This window comes from Luteibacter sp. TLI7-4A, assembly GCF_056754745.1.
Genome location: NZ_JBPGWO010000001.1, coordinates 2287631 through 2311502, shown reverse-complemented (window position 1 = coordinate 2311502; position 23872 = coordinate 2287631). Strand labels below are relative to the sequence as shown.

Below are 23872 nucleotides of genomic sequence, written 5' to 3'. Positions count from 1 at the left end.
GGAAAAGACTCATGGCACTCGGATATTCCCAGGGCGCAGGCGCCTACAAGCAGGTCCGTACGCAAGGCGGCATCGAAACCGCCGACCCGCACGGCCTTATCACCATGCTGATGGACGGTGCGCTGGAGAAGATCCGCTTCGCCCTCGGACACATGGTGACCGGGAATGTGGCCGGCAAAGGCGAGGCCATCTCGAAGGCCATCGAAATCGTCGGCGCGTTGCAGTCGGCCCTGAACCACGAGGTGAAGTCGCCGCTGGTGGGGCAACTGGATAGCCTGTACGACTACATGAGCCGCCGCCTCTTGCACGCCAACCTGCACGACGATGCGGACGCCCTGGACGAGGTGACTCGCCTGCTCGGGCAGATCCGCGAGAGCTGGATCGCGATTCCCGTCGAGGCCCGTCAACCCGCCGGAGTGGGCGCGTGACCGGCGTCGTCTGGTGCGACCTCGACCGCGCCCTTGGCCTGACCGAGGCCATGCATGCCGCGGCCAGCGAAGGACGTTGGGACGAGCTGGCGGAACTGGAGGCCGAGCGCGAGCCCGTCCTCAGGGGCGGCAGCATGCGTCCCGCGCCGGAAACCCTGGAGTCGTTGAAGTCCATCATGTTGCTCGACGGCCTCATCAAGGATCTCGTCTCCGTGGCCCGCGACGAGGTTTCCGTCGCGTGGGACGCTTCCCGCCGGGTACGCCGGGCCGTGGCCGCGTATAGTTCCTTCTGAGCGTTGATCTTCGGCAGGGGGTGGGGCGGATGAGCGGCGAAGACTGGCAGGCATTCTCCGATCGCGTCGCCTGGGACGCGGCGTTCCACGCCACTTGCGATGCCGTCGAGCGGCCGGACGCCGCCGCGCTGTCCCTCATCAACGACCGCAACGCCAGCGTCCTGGTCGCGGTGTCGGCGCTCATGGATCGTCGCAGCGATCCCGTCGAGGACGACAGTCCGCTTTCCCAGGAAGTGGCCCGGCTCGACGCCAAGCTCAATGTCCTGATGGAGATCGTGAACCGGCTCCTGCTTCCCCAGTCGGGCTTGCCGCCACGCATGCCGCTGCGTTTCAACGCGGCCGGTGCCGTACTGCCCTGGCACGGTTTGCCACCCGTAGGTCAGCCTGTCCTGCTCAAGATCCATTTCGACGTATGTCGCGCACTGCCTCTGGAACTCCCCGGCGTACGCCTGGCCGGCCCGCAGGACGGCAAGGGATTCATCGGTTTCGAGGGCTTGTCCGAAGCCGTGCGGGATGGCCTGGAGCGGCTGGTTTTCCGCCAGCACCGGCGGCAGATCGCCGAAGCACGGGCCCAGGCCCGCCCTGCGGAAGGCGCCGCGGACGCGATGTGACCTTTTACGTCACGTGACGTCCGAACGTCGCGTGGCGTCCCGCGTCACATTCGTGACGCCTATCGTCACGATTGACACCAGGCGCCCTCCCGCTCGTCCGGCAGTGATCGAAAGGGATTCCGCGTACATCCGGAAGGGTCGCGGTAGCACATGCATTTCAGCCGTCGTGCGCCGGATTTCCGACGTTGGCACGCTCTTTGATTGATACCTTGCAACGAGGTCGACGGAATTCCATCGCGGAACCGTTTCCAGACCTTCGACCACACGTCATGCGAGGTACTCCAGGTGAAGTCTTCCAATTTTCTCGTTGTCGAATCCGACACCGCCCGCGCCGACAGCATCGTTTCCGCGCTGGCCTTCCTCGGCTACCGTCCGGTGCTGGCCAAGCAGATGCAGTTGGCCGAAGCATCGGAAAACTGGCGCGGTGCCTATGTGGGCATGGTGGACGACGAGAACGAACTGGAAGGCTACCTTTCCTTGCTCGGGCGTGGCGGCCGCCAACTGCCGCTGCTGGTCGCGGCGGATTCCCCGCTGGCCACTTCGCTGATCGCCGATGACGTGCGCAGCCAGCACGTGGAACTGGTGGACATGCCGCTGCGTTACGAGCGCCTGTCCGAAGCCTTGCGCGCCCTGCAGTCGCGCATGGAACCGATGCCGTCCAGCCGCCGCTTCGTCGGCCAGTCCGGTCCGATGCAGCGCGTGAACGCGCTGATCCGCCAGGTCGCTCCATTCGATTCCAGCGTGCTGGTGCTGGGTGAGTCCGGCAGCGGCAAGGAGTTGGTCGCCCGCACCATCCACGATTGTTCGCCGCGCCGCGACAAGCCCTTCGTCGCCATCAACTGCGGTGCGATCCCCGCCGAGCTGCTCGAAAGCGAACTGTTCGGTCACGAGAAGGGCGCCTTCACCGGCGCGATCAGTACCCGCAAGGGCCGTTTCGAAATGGCCGAGGGCGGCACGCTCTTCCTGGACGAGATCGGCGACATGAGCCTGCCGATGCAGGTGAAGCTGCTGCGCGTGTTGCAGGAGCGCGTGTTCGAGCGGGTGGGCGGGAATCGTCCGCAGCGTTGCGACGTGCGCATCATCGCCGCCACCCACCGCGACCTCGAGGACGCCATCGAGCGCGGCGGCTTCCGCGAAGACCTCTTCTATCGCCTGAGCGTGTTCCCGCTGGAGATGCCGCCGTTGCGCCAGCGCCTCGAAGACCTGCCGGCACTGATCTCCGAATTCAACCAGCGCCTGGTCCATCGCGGGCTATCGTCGATCCGCTTCTCGCCGAGCGCCATGGGCGCCCTGTGCCGCTACGGCTGGCCGGGCAACGTGCGCGAATTGTCGAACCTGGTCGAGCGGATGGCCATCCTCATGCCGCACGGCGAAGTACGCGCGGCCGACCTTCCGGAGAAGTACCGGGGTGTCCTGCCGGTCGAGGAAGTATCGGGCGCGGCGCTCATCGCGATGATGGAAGCCGGGCCGGAAATCGCCGAGACCTTCGGCTATGCCGGCGAAGGCGACCCTTCGGTCCTGCCCCAGGGTGGCCTGGACCTCAAGGATCACCTTGCCGGCATCGAGATCGGCCTGATCCGCCAGGCGTTGAACTCCGCCAACGGCGTCGTCGCCCACGCGGCCAAGCTGCTCCGCGTCCAGCGCACCACGCTGGTCGAGAAGTTGCGTAAGTACGGCTTGTCCGAGACGGTCCAGGCCGGTTGATCCCTCGACGCTTGGCACAGGTCGTGCATCGGGTGACGCAAAGCCGATAACGCGTTGGAAAACCGTCATGACCACGATCGACGTCAACAGCCTCCTGCTCCAGATGCGCCGTATCAGTGCGCAGACCGAGATGCCCGCCCTGCGCGGCGTAGGCGAAGCCGCCCCAGCGGCGAAGGGTTCGTTCGGCGACTTGCTCAAGCAATCGATCGACGGCGTGGCGCAGAGCCAGGACAAAGCCAGAAAAATGGCGACGGCATTCGAGCGCGGCGATCCGGGCGTCGATCTCGCCCAGGTGATGATCCAGGGGCAGAAAGCCGATCTCTCGTTCCGCGCGATGACCGAAGTGCGCAACAAGATGGTCGATGCCTACAAAGAAATCATGAACATGTCGATCTGATTCGGCATGAGCGCAATGACAGGATTCGAGTCGAACCATGGCAGATAACGGCGTAGCCACCACGGACAGCCATAACGCGTCACGCATGGACTCGCTGAAGTCGCTGGCGCAGACGCCCGCGGCGCGGCAGATCTTCATGCTGGCCGGTATCGCCGGTGCCGTCGCCATCGGCATCGCCGCGGTGATGTGGTCGCGTGCGCCGAACTACGGGCTGCTCTACGGCGGCCTGGAGCAGAAGGATGCCGCTGCCGTCACCCAGGCGCTGCAGGCAGGCAACACGCCTTATACGCTGAGTTCGGACGGCAGCTCGATCTTCGTGCCTGCCGCCGATGTCGCCGGCGTCCGCCTCAAGCTCGCTGGCCAGGGACTGCCGCAGGGCAGCGCCGCCAGCGCCGTTCCGCAGGCCGATTCGCCGTTCGGCATGAGCGACATGGCAGAACGTTCGCGCTACCAGTCGCTGCTCGAGAACGACCTGTCCAATACGATCGCCGGCCTGCAATCCGTGCGCGCGGCGCGCGTGCACCTGGCCTTGCCCAAGCCGTCCGCCTTCATTCGCGACAACAAGCCGGCCAGCGCCTCGGTGGTCGTCACCTTGTATCCGGGCCGGCAACTCGACCAGGGCCAGGTGGCCGCCATCGTCCACCTCATCGCCGCCAGCGTGCCCGACCTCGATACTCGCCAGGTCTCGGTGATCGACCAGGGTGGCAACCTTCTCACCGTGAGCGATCCGGACAGCGCCTCGGCCATCGGCGACAGCCGGCTTCGCCTGTCCAATCGCATCGAGGCCACGTACACGCAGCGCGTCGAAGACCTGCTCACCCCGCTCGTGGGCGCGGGCAAGGTGCGCGCCCAGGTCTTCGCCGACCTCGACTTCTCGCAGACCGAGAAAGCCAGCGAGACCTTCAACCACGACAATCCGGCGCTGCGCAGCGAGCAGACCAACAGCGACACGCGCACCGAGCCGGCGAACAACGGCGGCGTACCGGGCGCGTTGAGCAACCAGCCGCCGAACACCGGCGCCAACGCGACGGCGGCCAATCCCGCCGCGGGTGCCGCCAAGCCCGGGACGCAGGCCGCAGCCACGCAGACCGCGCAGACGCCGACCCAGCAGACGCAGAGCGCCACGCGCAATTACGAACTCGACCGCACGGTAAGCCATGTCACCGATCCGGCGGGCAAGGTCGCGCGCCTCTCGGTCGCCGTGGTGGTCGACAACAAGCAGGTGCCCGACAAGGACGGCAAGACCAAGAGCGTGCCGTTCACGCCGGAGGAACTGTCGCGCCTGACCGAACTCACCAAGAACGCCGTGGGCTTCAGCACCGAGCGTGGCGACAGTGTCAGCGTGATCAACGAACCGTTCCATGGCGCCACCGCGGAAGAAGCGCCGGTCAGCGCGCCTTTCTGGGAGCGCCCGGGCATGCTCGACCTGATCAAGCAGGGCCTGGGCGTGATGATCGCGCTGCTGGTGGGGTTCTTCGTCCTGCGTCCGATCCTCAAGGGACTGTTGAAGCCCACCCCGCTGGCCATGAACAACGTCGCGCTGGCGGGACCGATGCCGAGTGTCTCGGTGATGGTCGATGACGACGACATGACGCCCGACCGTGTCAGCACATCCCACGCCCAACTCGGCTCGCCCGCGTTGCTGGCCTACGAACAGAAGGTGGGCCTTGCCAAGCGCATGGCCGCCGAAAATCCGAAACAGGTGGCGCAAGTCGTGAAGAGCTGGGTGTCCGACGATGGCGGCTGAACAGAAAGAGGCCCTGACGGGCGCGCAAAAAGCGGCGATCCTGCTTCTCACCCTGGGTGAGGAAGACGCGGCGTCCATCCTGAAACACCTCGGCGCGCGCGACGTGCAAGCCGTGGGCACGGCGATGGCCGCGTTGAAGAACGTGACCAAGGAACAGGTGGACCTGGTCCTCACGAAACTCCAGGAAGACGTCGGCCAGCACACGTCGATCGGCGTCGGTACCGAGGAGTACATCCGCCGCATCCTGGTCAACGCATTGGGCGAAAACAAGGCCGGCGGCCTCATCGACCGTATCCTCCTGGGCCGAAGCAGCAAGGGCCTGGAATCGCTGAAATGGATGGAAAGCCGGGCCATCGCCGAAATGATCGGCCAGGAGCATCCGCAGATCATCGCGCTGGTGCTGGCCCACCTCGAGTCCGACCAGGCGGCGGAAGTGATCGGTTACCTTCCCGTGCGCACGCGCAGCGACGTGGTGATGCGCATCGCCACGCTCGATGGCGTGCAGCCGCACGCCTTGAACGAACTGGACGAGATCATGGAGCGCCAGTTCTCGGGCAATTCGAACAAGCTAAAGTCGGCGAGCGTGGGCGGCCTCAAGGCGGCGGCCGATATCCTCAACGCGATGGAAACCTCGCGCGAAGCCGAGCTGATGGCCTCCATCCGCGGCATCGACTCGGGTCTGGGCGAACGCATCGAGGAACTGATGTTCGTGTTCGACGACCTCGCCGAACTGGACGACCGCAGCATGCAGACGCTGTTGCGCGAGGTTCCGTCGGCACGCCTCATCACCGCGCTCAAGGGCGCGGAATCGGCGATCCGTGAAAAGATCTTTTCCAACATGTCCAAGCGTGCCGCCGACATGCTGCGCGACGACCTCGAGGTCAAGGGTCCCGTGCGTCTTTCCGAGGTCGACGCGGCACAGAAGGAAGTACTGGCCACGGCGCGGCGTCTCGCTGACGCGGGCCAGATCAACCTTGCCGGCGGCGGCGAAGAATTCGTCTGATGAGCCTGACCTCCATCCTCGCACGCGAGCGCGTGGGCCAGTTCGAACGCTGGGAACTTCCCGTCGTCGGCGCGCCCGATGTGTCGAATGCGCGCGACGAAACGGCGGACGAAGGCCCGCAGCGGCCGACCGTCGCGGAGATAGAGGCGATAGAACGGCAGGCGCGCGAGGAAGGCTTCAATGCGGGCCTGAACGAAGGCCGCGCGATGGCGAAGCGCGAACTCGCCGCACAGGTGGCGCGACTCGACGCCTTGTTCGCGGCGGTGGAACGGCCGTTCGCCGAGCTGGATAGCGACGTGGCAGGCGACCTGGCCATGTTGGCCACGGTGATCGCCGAGCGCGTGCTGGGCTACGAGATAGCGACGCGGCCGGAAAAGATCCTCGACGTGGTGCGCCAGGCGGTCGATGCACTGCCGGCGGCCACGCGTCACCTGAAGATCCACCTGAACCCGGCCGACGCCGCCATCGTGCGCGAGCACCGCTCGTCGCTGGACCACGAAGGCACGGTGGTCGACGACCCGGCGCTGGAACGTGGCGACGTACGCCTCGAAAGCGAGCACTCGCGACTGGATGCCCGCGTGCGCACCCGTCTCGCTGCCGTGGTCGACAGCGTGCTGCAGGGGCAGGGCGATACCTCCATCGATGACGGGGCGGCCTCGCCGTGAGCACGGCCGACCACGTCGCCGCGCGCAACGCGCGTTGGCGCGAATCGCTGGCGGCCCAGCGTGCCAGCGCCGAGCACGTGCGTCCGTTGCAGGCCGAAGGCAAGCTGCGCCGTGTCGTCGGGCTGACGCTTGAGGCGGTGGGTTGCGAGGCGCCGGTCGGTGCCCGTTGCATGGTCGCGGGCGCCGACGGCAAGCAGCTGGAAACCGAGGTGGTCGGGTTTTCGGACGGACGCCTGTTATTGATGCCCACGGGCGAAATGCACGGCGTGTTGCCGAACGCGCGGGTCATCCCGGTGGCCTCGGTCTCGGGTATTCCGGTGGGCGATTCGCTGCTTGGCCGGGTGATCGGGCCGGATGGCGTTCCGCTGGACGGGCAGGGTCCCTTGCTCGCGCGCGAACGCGCGCCGTTGCGTCGCGATCCGATCAATCCCATGCTCCGCCAGCCGATCGACACCCCCCTGGATACCGGCGTGCGGGCGATCAACGCCCTGCTCACCGTGGGCCGCGGCCAACGCATCGGCCTGTTCGCCGGCTCGGGCGTCGGCAAGTCGACCTTGATGGGAATGATGACCCGCTTCACCAACGCCGATGTCGTCGTGGTGGGCCTGATCGGCGAACGCGGCCGCGAGGTGAAGGAGTTCGTCGACCATACGCTGGGCGAGGAAGGCCGCCGTCGCGCCGTCGTCGTCGCCGCACCGGCGGATGCCCCGCCGCTGTCGCGCCTGCGTGGCGCGCAGGTGGCCACCGCCGTCGCGGAGCACTTCCGCGACCAGGGCAAGCGCGTGCTGTTGCTCATGGATTCGCTCACCCGTTACGCCCAGGCGCAGCGTGAGATCGCGTTGGCCATCGGTGAGCCCCCGGCCACGAAAGGTTACCCGCCGTCGGTGTTCGCGATGTTGCCCGCACTGGTCGAGCGGGCAGGCAACGACGCGGAAGGGCGCGGCTCGATCACCGCGTTCTATACCGTGCTCACGGAGGGCGACGATTACCGCCACGATCCGATCGCCGATTCCGCGCGGGCCATCCTGGATGGCCACATCGTCTTGTCGCGCGACCTGGCCGAGGCCGGACACTATCCCGCGATCGATATCGAGGCATCGATCAGCCGCGTCATGCCCGCCGTGGTCGGCAAGGAGCACATGCGGTCGGCACAGCGCTTTCGCCAGGTGTATTCGGCGTATCGCCAGCAGCGTGACCTGATTGCCGTGGGCGCCTACCAGAAAGGTAGCGATCCGCGTACCGACGAAGCCATCGCGCTCTATCCGCGGCTTTCGGCCTTCCTGCAACAGGAGACCGAGGTGCCGGTGAACCTCCAGGAGGCCGAAGCAGGCCTCGCCGAAACCACGGAGGCCGGCTGATGGCCTCGCGCGCCGATCGCCTCCAGCCCGTCGTCGACCTGGCTACCGAGCGGGCCGAGGACGCCACGCGCGCACTGGCCGTGCAGCAGCACGCGCTCGCCGATGCGGAGCGCCAGTTGACGGAACTGCGTCGCTACAGGAACGAGTACGCCGAGATGCCCGATGGCATCGGCGTGAGCGCCTTGCTCAACCGGCAGCAATTCCTGCAGAAGATCGACATGGCCATCGTGCAGCAACTGGGTGAGGTGCAGCGCCGTGAACGCGCGCTCGAACGGGCGCGCCTGGATTGGACCGAGGCGCGTGGCCGTGCCAAGGCACTGGATTCGGTCACCACGAAATATCGCGAGCAGGAACGCAAGACGCAGGACCGCCGCGAGCAGGAACAGGCCGACGAACGCTCGCAATATCGACGCCAGCCACGTCCATCCACGCCGACCGATGTGAACGAGTAATCCGTATGAACAACGCCACGCTCACCCTCAACGTTTCCCGTCCCGCCGCCCCGGCCGTTCCACCGGCAGCCGGCCGTGACGCGGACGGTACGCCCCCGTCGAAGCGCTTCGATGCCGCGCTGGACGCCGCGCACGCCGGCGCGCGCGATTCGCACAAGCAGGCGAAGGAACCCGCGGCAAGTGACGATGCCGCACCGGTGGCGAAGGCCGCCACCGCGAAGGACGCCATGCGCGACACGGATGAACCGCCGGCGAAGAAGGACGACAAGCCCGCGGACGACGTGTCGATCGCCGCCACCATGCTGTCGCTGATCGGCGTGCCGCCGAAGGTGACCGACGTGGCGACGAAGGCGCTCGGTACGCTGAAGGATGGAGCGGCCGTCGCTGGCGAGGCGCTCGGTTCGGCCGCCGCATTGGCCGGTGCCTTGCCGGGAACGGAAGCGGCGATGGATGAAGCGGCCGCGCTGAAGGACGGCGCCCAGGCTCCGCTCGGTGCCGCCGCTCCGGCGGGCTCCTTCGGTGGCGGCGTGGCCGCCGCCATCGCCTCGCCGTTCGCTTCGCTGCTGGCGGCATCGGGCGATGCTCCGGCGGTGAAGGACGATGCTTCGCCGGGCTCCGATGCCGTCAGTCCCATGCCCCTCGCACATGCGCAAGGACTCGACCAGGGCGGCATGCCCGCCGTGCAGGTGCAGGCCACGCAGCAGGCCACCTCGCCGCAGTTCGCCCAGGAACTCGGCGAGCAGATCGCATGGATGGGCTCCGGTCAGGTCAAGGAGGCCCGGATCAAGCTTCACCCGGAAGAACTCGGCAGCATGGATGTACGTGTCAGCCTGGAGGGCGGCAAGGTCAACGTCGCGATCCTGGCGCAGCACCCGGCGGCGGTACACGCTGTCCAGCAGACACTGTCGCAGTTGGACAGCATGCTCGCCCATCACGGTCTTTCGCTGGGACAGGCCAATGTCGGCCAGCGCCAGGCGGAACACGGTGGCGAGAACGGGGGGCAGGGCACGGCGGGTCAGGCCAACGACACCGAGGCGATCGGTGTCGCCGCCACGGCGGTCACCTCGCGCGTTTCCCGCGGACTGGTCGATGAAGTCGCCTGACGCGCTGTCGACGTAAAGCCGACGAGCGTCAAATTGTCGACCTGATTATGAGGGGCGCCGCCCGGCGAATCGCACCACGGCGCCCTGTATCGGTTTGAAAGACGGCTCGTCCGGATGGCACGCCGTTTGCAACACCCGCATCATTGACGGTACGTCCCAGGGCGTCATCGTCACAGCATTCCGTATCGAGAGGTTTTTCACGCATGGCCGCAGCACCGAAAGAAGCCGAAGGGACTCCCAGCAAAAAGAAGAAGGGCAGCCTGCTCCTCATCGGCGCGCTCGTCGTCCTGGCCGCCGGTGGCGCCGGTGGCTGGTTCATGCTGAAAGGCGGCCATGGCAAGCCGGGTGAAGATGCCGCCGAGGCGGCCAGGTCGAAGCCGGCGGTCTATCTCCAGCTCGATCCCGCCTTCGTGGTCAACTTCCAGGACGAGGCGGCGCTGCGTTTCCTCCAGGTGGGCGTGAATGTGATGTCGCACGATCCGGAAGCGATCGCCGCCGCCAGGCAGGCCGACCCGGAGATCCGCAACGCGTTGCTGATGCTGTTCTCGGCCCAGGACATGAAGTCGCTGTCCGACGTGAAGGGCAAGCAGAAGCTCCAGGCCGCCGCACTGGCCGAGATCCAGCGCGTGCTGAAGGAAAAGATCGGGCGCCCGGGCGTGGACGCGGTCTATTTCACCAGCTTCATCATGCAGTGATGGGAACCTCGCGGCCATGACGGACATCCTTACCCAGGACGAAATCGATGCCCTCCTGGCGGGCGTGGAAGGCGGCGCGGTCGAGACCGAGGTCGATCTTCCGCCGCCCGGTGGCATCCTCGACTACGATTTCACCCAGCAGGATCGCATCGTCCGCGGTCGCCTGCCCACGCTGGAAATGGTCAACGACCGTTTCGCCCGCTACTTCCGCGCCAACCTGTTCAACGTGCTGCGCAAGTCGTGCGAAGTGTCGGTCCTTGGCGTGAGGATGACCAAGTTCAACGAGTACGTGCATTCGCTGGCGGTACCGAGCAACCTCAACCTCATTCGCATCAAGCCCCTGCGTGGCACCGCCCTGATGGTGTTCGAGCCGCGCCTGGTCTTCACCGTCATCGACAATTTCTTCGGCGGTGACGGCCGCTACCACGCCCGCATCGAGGGTCGCGACTTCACGCCGACCGAGAACCGGGTGATCCAGATCGTGCTCCAGGAGGCATTCGGCGCCATGGCCGAGGCCTGGGCACCGGTATTGAAGATGCACTTCGAGTTCCTGAATTCGGAGATCAACCCGCAGTTCGCCAATATCGTGAGCCCCACCGAGACGGTGGTGGTGTCGCGGTTCCATATCGAACTCGACGGCGGTGGCGGCGAAGTGCACCTGACCCTGCCGTATTCGATGGTCGAGCCGATTCGCGAGCTGCTCGACGCGGGCGTGCAGAGCGACCGCGCCGAACGCGACGACCGCTGGATCCAGAACCTGCACGAGGAACTCCTCGATGCGGAAGTGGAGGTCACCGCCATGCTGGCCGAGGCGCGCCTGACCATCGGCGACTTCCTGCACCTGCGCAAGGGCGACATCATTCCGATCAACCTGCCCGAGACGGCCACGGTGTTCGCCGAGGATGTACCCATCTTCCGTGGCCGCATGGCCAATTCCAGCGGCAACAAGGCGATCCAGTTCGAATCGCTGCTCCGCCGCACGGCCCCCCGTTCGACCACGGTCCCCACCCCGCCAACCACCGAACCGGCCTGACACCGTTGTGGGAGCCGCTTCAGCGGCAATCCGCCGGCAGGCGGCATACCCCTCATGCCGCCAATGGTCCGTCACGGTGACTAACTGCCGTCGAGCGTCAGCTTTCCGTCTGCCGCTACAGGTCACTCGCTTACCGCGGTCCCGACTTCACCACTAAGTACCTGATCCGTCTAGCCAACATCACCGTTCCACCGTCATCCACCGCATGGCACGCGGCTTGCTTCACAGGGCTTCGAACCCCTCTGTAACGCAAAACACTGGAACGACATGAACGCCACGCTCGACGAAATCGAAAACGCCAACGATGCCACGCTGGCCTCGTCCATCGGCCTCGGCAACGAAGTGAACCTCGACGTCATCCTCGACGTCCCGGTCACCATGGCCATGGAAGTGGGCCGGACCAAGATCAGCATCCGCAACCTGCTCCAGCTCAACCAGGGTTCCGTCGTGGAACTCGACCGCGCCGCCGGTGAACCGCTCGACGTGTTCGTCAACGGCACCCTCGTCGCCCATGGCGAAGTCGTCGTCATCAACGAGAAGTTCGGTATCCGGCTGACCGACGTTATCAGCCCGGCCGAGCGCGTCCGCAAGCTTCGGTGATTCCCATGCGCCGTACCGTCGCCGCCTTCGCCGGTGGCTTCCTTCCCTGCGCCCTGATGGCGTCCCCGGCCGCCGCCCCGGCGGTCGATTCGGGCGCGGAATGGCTCCGCGTGCTGGTCAGCCTGATCGGCGTCGTGGCGCTCATCTTCTTCGTCGGCTGGTTCGGCCGCCGCGCCCAGGCGCGCGTGCGCCCCGGTGGCCGGAAGATCCGTGTCGTCGAATCGATGCCGGTCGGGATCAAGGAAAAGGTCATGCTGCTCGAAGTCGGCGGTACGCAACTCCTGGTCGGGGCTTCCCCCACGGGCGGCCTGCGTACGTTGCACGTCCTGGCCACGCCGGTGCAGGACGATGCGCCTTCTTCGGCGACGCCGGTGGCGCGTGGTTTCCGTGACGTTCTTGCACAGTGGAAGCGCCCATGAAGACCGTGGCTATCGCGGACGGGGTCCGCGCCCACCGGGCAGGACGAGGGGCTGACGGGCGGTATTCCCACCGTGCCGGGCGGGCGCGACGTTGGTCGTGGCTGGCGGTGCTCTTCGTGTTGTTCGTGCCCGCCGTGGCGTTCGCCGCCGAGCCGCCGGGTATCCAGCTGCTGAACGTGCAGCCGGGCGCCAATGGCTCGCAGACCTGGTCGCTGTCGATCCAGATGCTGGCGCTGATGACGGCCTTGACCGCCTTGCCGGCCATCCTGCTGATGATGACCTCGTTCACCCGCATCATCATCGTGCTTGGGTTCCTTCGCCAGGCGCTGGGCACGAACAGCACGCCGCCCAACCAGGTGATCCTCGGCCTGTCGCTGTTCCTCACCCTGTTCGTGATGACGCCCGTCATCAACAAGGCCTACGACGCCGGGATCAAGCCGTACATGGACGGCCAGATGAACGTGCAGGAGGCACTGCCGCTCGCCGCCGCGCCGTTCCGTCATTTCATGCTCGAACAGACCCGCGACCCGGACCTGCAACTGTTCACCAGGCTCGCCGGTGAGCAGCCATACGCCGACAAGGATGCCGTCCCCTATCGCGTGGCGCTGCCGGCGTTCGTGACGAGCGAACTGAAGACGGCTTTCCAGATGGGTTTCCTGCTGTTCATCCCGTTCCTCATCATCGATCTCGTCGTCGCCTCCGTGCTGATGTCGATGGGCATGATGATGGTCTCGCCGATGATCATCTCGCTGCCCTTCAAGATCATGCTGTTCGTGCTGGTCGATGGTTGGACACTGCTGCTGGGGACGCTTGCGGGGAGCTTCTTCCCATGACGCCGGAAACGGTCATCGGCTTCGGCCAGCAGGCCCTGCACATCGCGATGCTGATCGGCGCGCCACTGCTGCTCACCGCGCTGGCGGTAGGCCTCCTCATCGGCATGATCCAGGCCGCCACGCAGATCAACGAACAGACGCTTAGCTTCATCCCGAAGCTCATCTCCATGGCGCTGGTGATGATCATCGCCGGGCCCTGGATGTTGCGCACCCTCGTGCAGTTCACGCGCACGCTGATCGAGAACCTTCCCCAGGCGGTGCGTTGATGCCGATCGACTTCGGCCAGCTCGAAGCATGGGTCGGAGGGGCGTCGTGGGCGCTTGCCCGCGTCTCGGGCCTCCTGCTCGTGGCGCCTGTGCTGAGCGCGACGATGATCCCGGTGCGCATCCGTCTCGGCCTGGCGCTTCTGCTGACCATGGTCCTGGCCCCCTTGGCACCGCTGGACATCCGGCCGATTTCCGCACAGGGCGTGGCCACGCTGGCGCAGCAGATCCTGGTGGGTGCTTCATTGGGCTTCGTCCTCAAGCTCGTGTTCGAGGCGGTGTCGTTCGGCGGCCAGCTCGTGTCGCAGGCGATGAGCCTGGGTTTCGCCGAGACGGTGAACCCGGGCGTCGGCGGCACCACGCCGGTGCTCAGCCAGTTCTACACGATGCTCGTGACCTTGCTGTTCCTGGTGATGAACGGCCACCTGCAGCTCGTTTCACTGCTGGCCGACAGCTTCCGCACGCTGCCGGTGGGCGAACAGGGCATCGGCGCGAACGGTATCTGGGGCGTGCTCACTTTCGCCAGCCATCTGTTCGGCGGCGCCGTGCGCGTGGCGCTGCCCGCGCTCACCGCGACGCTCGTGGTGAACCTCGGCTTCGGTGCGATCAGCCGTTCGGCACCCTCGATGAACCTCTTCGCGGTGGGCTTCCCCATCACGATCTGCCTCGGCCTCCTGGCCGTATGGCTTGCGCTGCGCGCCCTGCCGGGCGCGTTCGATTCGCTGCAGACGGCCGCATGGGACACCATGCGCCAGCTCATGGGGAGGTGACACGCCCATGAGCGAGACCGACAAGGAAGACCGCACCGAAGCGCCTAGTGAAAAGCGCCTTCGCGAAGCGCGCGAGAAGGGCGACCTGCCGCGTTCGCGCGATCTTTCCACCGCCGTGGTGGTGCTCGCGGGCGTGACGACGCTGATCGCCGCACGCGACCAGATGTCCGTGCACGCGGCCAATATCATGCACGTGGGCCTGCGCTACAGCCGCGACGACCTGTTCGCCAGCAATGGCGTATATCGCGCACTGGCCACGGCCGCCCTGGAAGGGTTCAAGCTGCTCGGTCCCGTGTTCGCCGTGACCGCGGTCGCCGCGGTCGCCGCGCCGGCCCTGATGGGCGGGTTGAATTTTTCCGCCCAGGCGCTCGCCCCGAAATTCGACCGGCTCGACCCGATCAAGGGATTTTCGCGCCTGGTCTCGGTGAACGGCCTGGTGGAGCTGGGCAAGTCGTTGCTCAAGCTCGTGCTGATCGGCGGCGCGCTGGTCTGGTTCCTGCTTCGCTCGACGAGGGACATGTACACGGTGGGCACCGGTCCCGTCAGCGTCGGCATCGCCCAGGCCTTCGCCATCTTCGGCCAGGCCTCGCTCGTCTTCGCCTGTGCGCTCGGTGCCATCGCGCTGGTCGATGCGCCGTGGCAGAAATTCAGTTTCACCAAGAAGATGAAGATGAGCAAGCAGGAAGTGAAGGACGAGCACAAGGAAAGCGAGGGCAGTCCCGAGCTGAAGTCGAAAATCCGTCAGATGCAGCACCAGATGGCGCGCCGGCGGATGATGGAAGACGTTCCCACGGCGGACGTCATCGTGACCAACCCGACCCACTTCGCCGTGGCCCTGAAATACGACGAGAACCGCATGGGAGCGCCCCGCGTGGTGGCCAAGGGCGTGGACGTGATCGCCCAGCAGATTCGCGATGTCGCGGGCGGGGCGAAGGTTCCGGTGGTGGAAGCACCGCCGTTGGCACGCGCCTTGTATCACACGACGGAAATCGGACGCGAGATCCCCGCGGCGCTGTACATCGCCGTGGCCCAGATCCTGGCCTACGTGTTCCGGCTGAAGCAGGCGATCGCCGTGGGCGATCTCCCGCCCGATCTACCCGAGCAGGACATCGATCCGGATTTGCTCGGCCCTTACCGCATGGATAACTGACGATGGCAGCTTCCTCCAACTTCATGGGCACGTTCCGGCAGATCGGCCGCCGTGGCGTCGCCGCGCCGGTGGCGATGCTGATCATGCTCGGCATGATGATGCTGCCCTTGCCGCCGTTCATGCTGGACTTGCTGTTCACCTTCAACATCGCGTTGTCGCTGGTGATCCTGTTGGCCACCATGTACGTCATGCGACCGCTGGAACTGGCGTCGTTTCCCACCGTGGTGCTGTTCGCCACCTTGCTCCGCCTGGCCCTGAACATCGCGTCCACGCGCGTGGTGCTGCTGCATGGCCACAATGGCCCGGGCGCCGCCGGCAAGGTGATCGAGGCCTTCGGCGAGTTCGTCATCGGGGGCAACTTCGCGGTCGGCTTCGTCGTGTTCGCCATCCTCACCATCATCAACTTCGTGGTGGTGACCAAGGGTGCGACGCGCGTGTCCGAGGTGACCGCCCGTTTCACCCTCGATGCCATGCCCGGCAAGCAGATGGCGATCGATGCCGACCTCAACGCCGGCCTGTTGACGCAGGAGCAGGCCCGCGAGCGGCGCCAGGAAGTGCGCGAGGAAGCGGACTTCTATGGTTCGATGGACGGTGCCTCGAAATTCGTCCGCGGCGACGCTACCGCCGGCATGCTGATCCTCGCGATCAACATCATCGGCGGCTTCTTCATCGGCATGTTGCAGCATGGCCTTTCCGCCGCCGAAGCCGCACGCACCTATACGCTGCTGACCATCGGCGACGGCCTGGTCGCACAGGTGCCGGGACTGATGCTCTCGATCGCCACCGCGGTGATCGTCACGCGCGTGTCGAAGTCCCAGGAAATGGGCAAGCACGTGATGGGGCAGCTGTTCGGCCAGCCGAAGGCGCTCGGCGTCGCGGCGGCCGTGCTGGGCACGATGGGCCTGATCCCGGGCATGCCGAACATCCCGTTCCTCATCCTGGCCGCGCTCGCGGGCTTCGCCGCGTGGAAGTTGAGCCAGGCCAAGCAGGAGCGCACCGCCGCCGCGGCCGGCACGGGGGCGCCCGGCACCGAACTCGCGCTGGACTCGGCGCCGCCGGCGGAACGCCTTGAGCTTTCGTGGGAAGACGTGGCCCAGGTGGACACGATCGGCCTCGAGGTCGGCTACAGGCTCATCCCGCTCGTGGACAAGGCCCAGGGCGGCGAACTGATGGCGCGGATCAAGTCCGTGCGCCGCAAGCTGTCGCAGGAACTCGGTTTCCTGGTTCCCTCGGTACACATCCGCGACAACCTGGACCTGCCCCCGCATGGCTATCGCATTTCCCTGATGGGCGTGCCGATGGGCGAGGCGGAGATCCACACCGAGCGCATGCTGGCGATCGATCCGGGCCGCGTGCACGGCACGATCAACGGCATCGCCACGCGCGATCCCGCCTTCGGCCTGGATGCCGTGTGGATCGAGCCGGGCATGCGCGAGCACGCGCAGACCCTGGGCTACACCGTGGTCGATCCGGCCACCGTGATCGCCACCCATCTTTCGCACATCCTGCAGAACCACGCCCACGAGCTCATCGGCCACCAGGACGTGCAGCAGTTGCTCGATCGTCTCGCCCAGCAGACACCCAAGCTCGTCGAAGACCTGGTGCCCAAGCGCCTGTCCCTGGGCGTCGTGGTCAAGGTCCTGCAGAACCTGCTCGCCGAGCGCGTGCCCATCCGCAACTTCCGGGGCATCGTCGAATCGCTGGCGGAGCATGCGGGCCAGAGCCAGGACCCCGGCGTCCTCGCCGCCGCGGTACGCGTCACCCTCGGTCGACAGATCGTGCAGGAGATCGCCGGCCTGGGTACGGAAGTGCCTGTCATTACTTTGGCGCCGGAGCTCGAACAGATCCTGCTGCAGTCCCTGCAAGGCGGCGGTCCCGCCGGCGCGGCGGTCGAGCCGGGTCTCGCGGATCGTCTCCAGCAGAGCGTCGCCGATGCGGCGCGCCGCCAGGAAGCGGCGGGTGAACCGGCCGTGCTGCTGGTGTCGCCGGCACTTCGTCCGTGGCTTTCGCGCTTCACCCGGCATGTGGCCCAAAACCTGCATGTACTTGCGTACAACGAGGTTCCGGACAACCGACGCGTCAAGCTGGTGACGGCCCTCGGGCGATAGGAACGAGACACCGCGCGGGGCATCGCCGCGTGGGCCGAACGAACGAAGACAGGATCGAACGCATGAAAATCAAACGATTCGTTGCTCCCGATATGCGCCAGGCCATGCGCCAGGTTCGCGACGAACAGGGTCCGGACGCCGTGATCCTGTCCACGCGCCGGCTGGACGACGGTATCGAGATCATCGCCGCGCTCGATTACGACGAAGCGCTGGTGCGCGAGGCCGGTTTCGGTTTCGACGCCCCGGCCCGCGAGGAAGCGCCGATCCGCGCCACGCGCGATGAAGCCGAGCGCGCCGCCCGCATCGACCAGGCCCGCGCCGCCACCGCCGCCGCGGTGGAGCGCGCGACGAAATCGGGCATGCCGCCTGCCACGAACGCGCCGCAGCGCCAGTCGAGCGCCGCGCTCGCCGCCAGCGTCGCCGACGTGGTCCGCGCCGCCACCGCCACGCCGGCCAACGATGCCGCCGTGAATGGCGTGCGCGCCGAGATCAACAACCTGCGCGAGATGCTCGAAGTGCAGCTCTCGACCCTTGCATGGAACCAGATGGACCGCGAGCAGCCGCTGCGTGCCCGCGTGCTGCGCGAGATGACCCGCCTGGGCATCGACGGCGACGTGGCACGCGCGCTGTGCGCGGAATTGCCCGCCGACATGAACGTCGAGCAGGCGCGCTACCTGCCGCTGGGCATGCTCTCGCGCAACATCCGCACCAGCGGACGGAATTTCGACACGGTCGGCGGCGGCACCACCGCCCTGGTCGGCACCACGGGCGTGGGCAAGACCACCACCATCGCCAAGCTCGCCGCCCGCGCCGTGCTGCGCCATGGGGCATCGAACGTCGCCTTGATCAGCGCCGACCAGTACCGCATCGGTGCCGGCGCGCAGCTGGAACATTACGGCCGCTTGCTCGGCGTGCGCGTGTTCAACGCCCACGACGCGACCAGCCTGCGCAACGTGCTGCTCCAGTTGCGCGGCAAGCACACCGTGCTGGTCGACACGGCCGGCCTCGCCGGCAACGACCCGAAGCTGCAGCAGCAGTTCGAGACACTGCGCGCCACGTCGGACGTGCGCGTGTGCCTGGTGCTCGCCGCCAATGCGCAGGCCCAGGCCATCGACAACGCGATCCGCGCTTACGCGCCGCTGGCGCCGCAGAGCGCGATCCTCACCAAGCTCGACGAGGCACCGCTGATCGGCGGCGCGCTCTCGGCCCTCATCCGCCACCGGATGCCGCTGGACTACACCACGGATGGGCAGCGCGTGCCCGAGGACATCGCCTCGGCCGATGCGCGCAAGCTGGTCTGCCTCGCGGCCCAGTTGCTCAAGCAGCGTAACGACGAACCGGACGACGCCCTGCTCGCCGAGCGCTTCGGCATCGCCGCGCCGGCCCTGGCCTGACCGCGCCCACCCTTTTCCCGGCAACCGCAAACACTTACGGCAGTGACTTCCTTCATGAGCACACACGTCGATTCCACCCAGGCCGCCGGACTCCACTGGCTGGCCGACCGCCGTCCCACCCGAAGCATCGCCGTCGCAGGCGGGAAGGGCGGCGTGGGCAAGACCACGGTGGCGGTCAATCTCGGCATGGCGCTCGCGATGGGCGGCCGTGACGTCGTCCTCCTCGACGCCGATCTCGCCATGGCGAACATCGACGTCCTTCTCGGCCTCCAGCCCACCCGTCACCTCGGCCACATGCTGGAGGGCGAGTGCGGCATCGAGGACCTGATCCTCCAGGCCGCCCACGGCCTGAAGGTCATTCCCGCCACGTCCGGCACGCGCCGGATGGCGCAGCTGCCGAACATCGAGCACGCGGCCGTGATCCGCGCCTTCGACGAATATCCGCTGCCACCGGAATACCTGATCGTCGACACCGCCGCCGGGATTTCCGACAGCGTATCGATGTTCGCCGCCGCCTCGGACGAGGTGGTGGTCGTGGTCTGCGACGAGCCCGCCTCCCTGACCGACGCCTATGCGCTGATCAAGGTCATGAGCCGCGAGTTCGACGTGAATCGTTTCCGCATCGTCGCCAACATGGTCCGGCACGCCCAGGAAGGCCGCCAGCTGTTCGAGAAGCTGTCCCGGGTGACAAACCGCTTCCTCGACGTGTCCCTGGATTTCATGGGCATGGTTCCGCACGACGAGTACCTGCGCCAGGCCATCCGCCGCCAGTCGGCGGTGGTCGACGCCTGGCCGAGCAGCCGATCGGCGGTCGGATTCAAGAATCTGGCCAGGTCGGTCGATACATGGGGTGAACCCGAACCCCGGGCACAGGGCCGCATCGGCTTTTTCGCCGAACGGTCCCATCTGGGGGAGGGCTGCCACTGTGAGCGTCGCGACCGAATATCTCGAGATCACGCGTATCCCGGCGGATCAACTAGTCAAGAACCACGCGCCGCTGGTGCGCCGGATCGCCTATCACCTGATGGGCCGGCTGCCGCCAAGCGTGGATGCGAACGACCTCATGCAGGCCGGGATGATCGGACTGCTCGAGGCGGCAAGGAATTATTCGCCGACTCGCGCGGCCAGCTTCGAAACCTATGCGGGCATCCGCATACGTGGCGCCATGCTGGACGAACTGCGCAAGACGGACTGGACCCCGCGCTCCGTCCACCGGAAGTTGCGCGAGGTCGCGGAGGTGACGAGGCAGATCGAGAACGAGACGGGTGGCGACGCCGAAGACGCGGAAGTGATGAAGCGGCTGGGCATCGACGCCATGGAGTACAACCAGATCCTGGCCGACGCGGCGAGCGCGCGGTTGCTGAGCCTCACGGCGCCGGAAGGCGACGAAGGCGCCGCGATCGACGTGGTCGACCCGGATGCCGCGGGCCCGGATGGATTGTTCGAGCAGCAAGGCCTGCGTGACGCGCTGGCGCAGTCCATCGACGGGCTGCCGGAGCGCGAGAAGCTGGTCATGTCGCTGTACTACGATGAAGAGCTCAACCTGAAGGAAATCGGTGCGGTGCTGGGGGTGAGCGAATCGCGGGTGTGCCAGATCCATGGCCAGGCCCTCATTCGACTCCGCGCACGCATGTCGGGTTGGAAAGACAAGCATTGACGAACGCGCGGTAGCAAGGCGGAGACGAGTTTTGGACAAGAACATGAAGATCCTCGTGGTGGACGATTTCTCCACCATGCGACGCATCGTGAGGAACCTCCTGGTGGAGTTGGGATTCACCAACACCCTCATCCAGGAGGCGGAGGACGGCAACGCGGCGCTCGCGCTCTTGCGCGCGCAGCCGTTCGACCTCGTCGTGACGGACTGGAACATGCCGAACATGACCGGCATCGACCTGCTCCGGGCGATCCGTGCCGACGCGGCGCTGAAGGCCATGCCTGTACTGATGGTCACGGCGGAGAACAACCGTGACCAGATCATCGCGGCGGCGCAGAGCGGCGTGAACGGCTATGTCGTCAAGCCATTCACGGCGGTCACGCTGAAGGAAAAACTCGACAAGATCTTCGAACGACTCGCCGCGGCCGCGGGCTAAGGAATGACGATGAATACCATGCTTTCCAGCGGCCACGATGTGGCTCCCGAACTGCGTGCACTGCTCGACGCCGACGACAGCGTCTCCTTCGAGCAGGCGCTCGACCAGCTGCTGCGTACCCGTGAGCAACACCTGTTCATGGCGCTCGGCCATCTCGCGCGCGACCTGCACGAGTCCGCCCGCCGCCTCGCCGCCGATATTTCGCACGACGGCGTGCCAGGCAACATGAGCGATGCGCGCAAGCACCTGCGCGACGTGCTCGAGATGAGTTCGCAGGCCGCGCACCGCACGCTCGATTTCAGCGAGAAGCTGCGCCCACAGGCACAGGCCCTCGCGCGCCAGGCGGACGAGGTGCTGGTGCTCGACCACGCCGACCCGGCCTTCGCCACCCACGCCACCGCGCTGGCCGTGCGCGTGGGCGATTTCGCGCAGAGCTGCGACATCGGCTTCGGCGAGATGGTGGAGGCACAGTCCTGGCAGGATCTCTCCGGCCAGCGCGTGGCCCAGGTTGAGGCTTTCATGGCCAAGGTCGAATCCTCCCTGGTGGAACTGGTTCGCCTGACCGGTTCGCTGGCGGGCGGTGCCGCGCCGGCCGCCGACAAGGTCAGCCAGGACGAAGTGGATCGCCTCCTCAGCGAGTTCGGGTTCTGAGCGCCGTATGAGCGTGGAGCTGGACAACGAGCTGCTCAACGTCTTCCTGATCGAGGCGCGGGAGTTGCTTGAGAGCCTGGGCGAACAGCTCGTGGATCTCGAGGCGTCGCCGAACGACATGGAACTGTTGAACGCGGTCTTCCGCGCGTTCCACACCGTGAAGGGCGGTGCGGGCTTCCTCGGCCTCAATCCGATGGTCGAGCTCTGCCACCGGGGCGAGGATCTCCTCAACGAGGCCCGCAATGGCTCGATCGTGCTCAACGCCGGCTTCATGGACGCGTTGCTGGAGTCGCTGGATCTCCTCAACGACATGATGCGCGCCGCCGACGGCGGCTTGCCGATCGAGGCGGCGCCCCGTTCGCTGCTCGACCGCCTGCTGATTCCGGGCCGTGCGGCCTCCGCGCCGCCGGTGGCCCTGGCCACGCCCGCCAGCGCGCCAGCCGCCGCTCCCGCGCAGGCGCGGCCGTACGACCCGATCGAAGACGAATTCGAAGCGATGCTCGACGCCGCGCGCAGCGACCGCGAGCCCGCTTCCGTGCCGTCGGGCACGATATCCGACGACGAGTTCGAGGCCCTGCTCGATTCGCTCTATGGCACGGGTGCCCCCGGTGCCGACGCGACGGCCGACACTCCATCCGTTTCCGACGTGGCCGCGCCTGCCGTCGCGGGTCCTGCACCGGTCGTGGCCCAGGCAGTCGCTTCGCCCGCCGACGGAAACGCGATCAGCGACGACGAATTCGAAGCCTTGCTCGACAGCCTCCATGGCACGGCGGCCCCGGGCGCCGCAGGTGGCCCCGCCATGGCGGGCTCGACGTCCTCCGCATCGGTCGCGCCGCCCGCCGCCTCGTCCAAGCCTGTCCCGGCAGCACCCGCCGCGCAGGTCGCGGCGAAGCCGGCCCCGGCGGCTGCCGAGAAACGCGGCGCCTCCACCGCCGACACCACGGTCCGCGTCGATACCCATCGCCTCGATGGCCTGGTCGATGCCGCGGGTGAGCTGGTACTCGTGCGCAATCGCCTCACCAGCCTCGCCCCGCGTGGCACGAACGACCCGATGGAACGTGCCATCGGCGAACTCGAGCGTGTGGCGGAAGACCTGCAGAACGCCGTGCTGCGCATGCGCATGCAGCCGGTAGGCAAGTTGTTCTCGCGTTTTCCGCGTATCGTCCGCGACCTCGCCCGGCAACTCGGCAAGGAAATCGAACTGGTCACCGAGGGCGAGGAAACCGATATCGACCGCACGGTGGTGGAGGCGCTTGCCGATCCGTTGGTGCACCTGCTACGCAACGCCGTGGACCATGGCATCGAGATGCCCGATGTCCGCGTCGGCGAAGGCAAGTCCCGCGCGGGCACCGTGCGCCTCGCGGCCGGGCAGTACGGCGACCGCATCGTCATCACCGTCACCGACGACGGCAAGGGCATGGACCCCGAGGTCCTGCGCCGCAAGGCGGTGGAGAAAGGCCTGATGGACGAGGACCAGGCCGCGCGCCTCGACGAGCGCGAGTGCTACGAGATCGTGTTCCGACCGGGTTTCTCCACCGCCAGCCAGGTCTCGGATATTTCCGGCCGCGGCGTCGGCATGGACGTGGTCAAGACCAAGATCGTCGAACTCGGTGGCACGCTGTCGATCGATTCACGCGTGGGCCATGGCAGCACCGTGCGCCTGTCGGTGCCATTGACGCTGGCCATCCTGCGCGTGTTGATGGTGCGCGTGGGTAATCGGCTGCTGTCACTGCCGCTATCCAACGTGGCCGAGGTATTCGAACTCGTTCCCGGCAAGGTCCAGGAGCTCGACGGCCGCATCGTCGCGGCGCATCGCCAGCGCGCGCTGCCGCTGGTCGATCTCGGCCGCTGGGCCGGTTCGGCGGGGAAGGGCGGCCACGTGGTCGTGGTGCAAATCGGCCACCAGACGCTCGGTTGCCTCGTCGACGAAGTGCTGGGCCGTGAAGACGTCATGGCCAAGCCGCTCGGGCCTTTCCTGAAGGATGTCCCGGGCGTGGCCGGCGCGACGATCACCGGCGACGGGCGGATCTCGCTCGTGCTCGACCTCGCCGGCCTTGCCGACGACAACGGGCAGGTGTTGCCTACACTGAGGATGGCGGTCTGAC

25 protein-coding genes and 1 pseudogene are annotated in these 23872 nt (G+C 66.8%); all 26 read left to right on the top strand.

Annotated elements, in window-relative coordinates; genetic code table 11:
* The first annotated feature begins 11 nt into the window (after nucleotides 1-11).
* The 26 genes and pseudogenes from fliS (at nucleotide 12) to ACR9Y6_RS10050 (ending at nucleotide 23871) form a co-directional block, all read left to right on the top strand.
* Complete coding sequence (gene fliS / locus ACR9Y6_RS10175; protein ID WP_481281169.1) at nucleotides 12-428, top strand: flagellar export chaperone FliS; 417 nt, start codon at nucleotides 12-14, stop codon at nucleotides 426-428.
* A complete protein-coding gene (fliT, locus tag ACR9Y6_RS10170; RefSeq protein ID WP_481281168.1) occupies nucleotides 425-721 on the top strand; it encodes a flagellar protein FliT in 297 nt (98 codons plus the stop codon). The genes fliS and fliT overlap by 4 nt, the downstream gene beginning before the upstream one ends.
* 29 nt (nucleotides 722-750) lie before the next feature.
* Nucleotides 751-1332, top strand: coding sequence for a PilZ domain-containing protein (locus ACR9Y6_RS10165; protein ID WP_481281167.1), 582 nt, complete (start codon nucleotides 751-753; stop codon nucleotides 1330-1332).
* 285 nt (nucleotides 1333-1617) lie between these two features.
* Entirely contained in the window at nucleotides 1618-3036 is a 1419-nt protein-coding gene (locus tag ACR9Y6_RS10160; RefSeq protein WP_481281166.1) for a sigma-54 dependent transcriptional regulator, read from the top strand.
* A gap of 67 nt (nucleotides 3037-3103) precedes the next feature.
* Nucleotides 3104-3433, top strand: a complete 330-nt coding sequence (fliE, locus tag ACR9Y6_RS10155; RefSeq protein WP_371022155.1) for a flagellar hook-basal body complex protein FliE — start codon at nucleotides 3104-3106, stop codon at nucleotides 3431-3433.
* 37 nt (nucleotides 3434-3470) lie between these two features.
* Nucleotides 3471-5180 (top strand): flagellar basal-body MS-ring/collar protein FliF, encoded by a 1710-nt coding sequence (gene fliF / locus ACR9Y6_RS10150; RefSeq protein ID WP_481281165.1) that lies wholly within the window; start codon nucleotides 3471-3473, stop codon nucleotides 5178-5180.
* Nucleotides 5181-5193: 13 nt separating this feature from the next.
* Entirely contained in the window at nucleotides 5194-6183 is a 990-nt protein-coding gene (fliG, locus tag ACR9Y6_RS10145) for a flagellar motor switch protein FliG (RefSeq protein WP_306852171.1), read from the top strand.
* Nucleotides 6183-6848, top strand: a complete 666-nt coding sequence (locus ACR9Y6_RS10140; protein ID WP_481281164.1) for a flagellar assembly protein FliH — start codon at nucleotides 6183-6185, stop codon at nucleotides 6846-6848. The genes fliG and ACR9Y6_RS10140 overlap by 1 nt, the downstream gene beginning before the upstream one ends.
* A complete protein-coding gene (gene fliI / locus ACR9Y6_RS10135) occupies nucleotides 6845-8206 on the top strand; it encodes a flagellar protein export ATPase FliI (RefSeq protein WP_481281163.1) in 1362 nt (453 codons plus the stop codon). Before ACR9Y6_RS10140 ends, fliI begins: the two co-directional genes overlap by 4 nt.
* Entirely contained in the window at nucleotides 8206-8658 is a 453-nt protein-coding gene (gene fliJ / locus ACR9Y6_RS10130; RefSeq protein WP_481281162.1) for a flagellar export protein FliJ, read from the top strand. The genes fliI and fliJ overlap by 1 nt, the downstream gene beginning before the upstream one ends.
* Before the next feature lie 5 nt (nucleotides 8659-8663).
* Complete coding sequence (locus ACR9Y6_RS10125; protein ID WP_481281161.1) at nucleotides 8664-9761, top strand: flagellar hook-length control protein FliK; 1098 nt, start codon at nucleotides 8664-8666, stop codon at nucleotides 9759-9761.
* A gap of 203 nt (nucleotides 9762-9964) precedes the next feature.
* A complete protein-coding gene (locus ACR9Y6_RS10120; protein ID WP_481281160.1) occupies nucleotides 9965-10456 on the top strand; it encodes a flagellar basal body-associated FliL family protein in 492 nt (163 codons plus the stop codon).
* A gap of 16 nt (nucleotides 10457-10472) precedes the next feature.
* Nucleotides 10473-11489 carry a flagellar motor switch protein FliM gene (fliM, locus tag ACR9Y6_RS10115; RefSeq protein ID WP_481281159.1) on the top strand — a complete coding sequence of 339 codons (1017 nt, stop codon included), beginning with the start codon at nucleotides 10473-10475 and terminating at the stop codon, nucleotides 11487-11489.
* Between the two features lie 267 nt (nucleotides 11490-11756).
* Entirely contained in the window at nucleotides 11757-12089 is a 333-nt protein-coding gene (gene fliN, locus ACR9Y6_RS10110) for a flagellar motor switch protein FliN (protein WP_306851677.1), read from the top strand.
* 5 nt (nucleotides 12090-12094) lie between these two features.
* A complete protein-coding gene (gene fliO / locus ACR9Y6_RS10105; protein WP_481281158.1) occupies nucleotides 12095-12508 on the top strand; it encodes a flagellar biosynthetic protein FliO in 414 nt (137 codons plus the stop codon).
* On the top strand, nucleotides 12505-13341 hold the full coding sequence (gene fliP / locus ACR9Y6_RS10100) for a flagellar type III secretion system pore protein FliP (protein WP_481281157.1): 837 nt from the start codon (nucleotides 12505-12507) through the stop codon (nucleotides 13339-13341). Before fliO ends, fliP begins: the two co-directional genes overlap by 4 nt.
* Entirely contained in the window at nucleotides 13338-13607 is a 270-nt protein-coding gene (fliQ, locus tag ACR9Y6_RS10095; RefSeq protein WP_306851675.1) for a flagellar biosynthesis protein FliQ, read from the top strand. Before fliP ends, fliQ begins: the two co-directional genes overlap by 4 nt.
* Complete coding sequence (gene fliR / locus ACR9Y6_RS10090) at nucleotides 13607-14374, top strand: flagellar biosynthetic protein FliR (RefSeq protein WP_481281156.1); 768 nt, start codon at nucleotides 13607-13609, stop codon at nucleotides 14372-14374. Before fliQ ends, fliR begins: the two co-directional genes overlap by 1 nt.
* Before the next feature lie 7 nt (nucleotides 14375-14381).
* Complete coding sequence (gene flhB / locus ACR9Y6_RS10085) at nucleotides 14382-15524, top strand: flagellar biosynthesis protein FlhB (protein ID WP_481281155.1); 1143 nt, start codon at nucleotides 14382-14384, stop codon at nucleotides 15522-15524.
* 2 nt (nucleotides 15525-15526) lie between these two features.
* Complete coding sequence (gene flhA / locus ACR9Y6_RS10080; protein ID WP_481281154.1) at nucleotides 15527-17632, top strand: flagellar biosynthesis protein FlhA; 2106 nt, start codon at nucleotides 15527-15529, stop codon at nucleotides 17630-17632.
* A gap of 62 nt (nucleotides 17633-17694) precedes the next feature.
* Nucleotides 17695-19026 (top strand): flagellar biosynthesis GTPase FlhF, encoded by a 1332-nt coding sequence (flhF, locus tag ACR9Y6_RS10075; protein WP_481281153.1) that lies wholly within the window; start codon nucleotides 17695-17697, stop codon nucleotides 19024-19026.
* A 54-nt stretch (nucleotides 19027-19080) separates the two neighbouring features.
* Nucleotides 19081-19785: pseudogene (locus ACR9Y6_RS10070) on the top strand (P-loop NTPase); the annotation flags it as partial.
* 166 nt (nucleotides 19786-19951) lie between these two features.
* The gene (locus ACR9Y6_RS10065) at nucleotides 19952-20683 is read left to right on the top strand and encodes an RNA polymerase sigma factor FliA (protein ID WP_371022139.1); all 732 of its coding nucleotides are present in this window, start codon (nucleotides 19952-19954) and stop codon (nucleotides 20681-20683) included.
* Nucleotides 20684-20714: 31 nt separating this feature from the next.
* Nucleotides 20715-21116, top strand: a complete 402-nt coding sequence (gene cheY, locus ACR9Y6_RS10060) for a chemotaxis response regulator CheY (RefSeq protein ID WP_306851668.1) — start codon at nucleotides 20715-20717, stop codon at nucleotides 21114-21116.
* A 9-nt stretch (nucleotides 21117-21125) separates the two neighbouring features.
* Nucleotides 21126-21767, top strand: coding sequence for a protein phosphatase CheZ (locus ACR9Y6_RS10055; RefSeq protein ID WP_481281152.1), 642 nt, complete (start codon nucleotides 21126-21128; stop codon nucleotides 21765-21767).
* 7 nt (nucleotides 21768-21774) lie between these two features.
* On the top strand, nucleotides 21775-23871 hold the full coding sequence (locus tag ACR9Y6_RS10050) for a chemotaxis protein CheA (protein ID WP_481281151.1): 2097 nt from the start codon (nucleotides 21775-21777) through the stop codon (nucleotides 23869-23871).
* Nucleotide 23872: the final 1 nt, after the last annotated feature.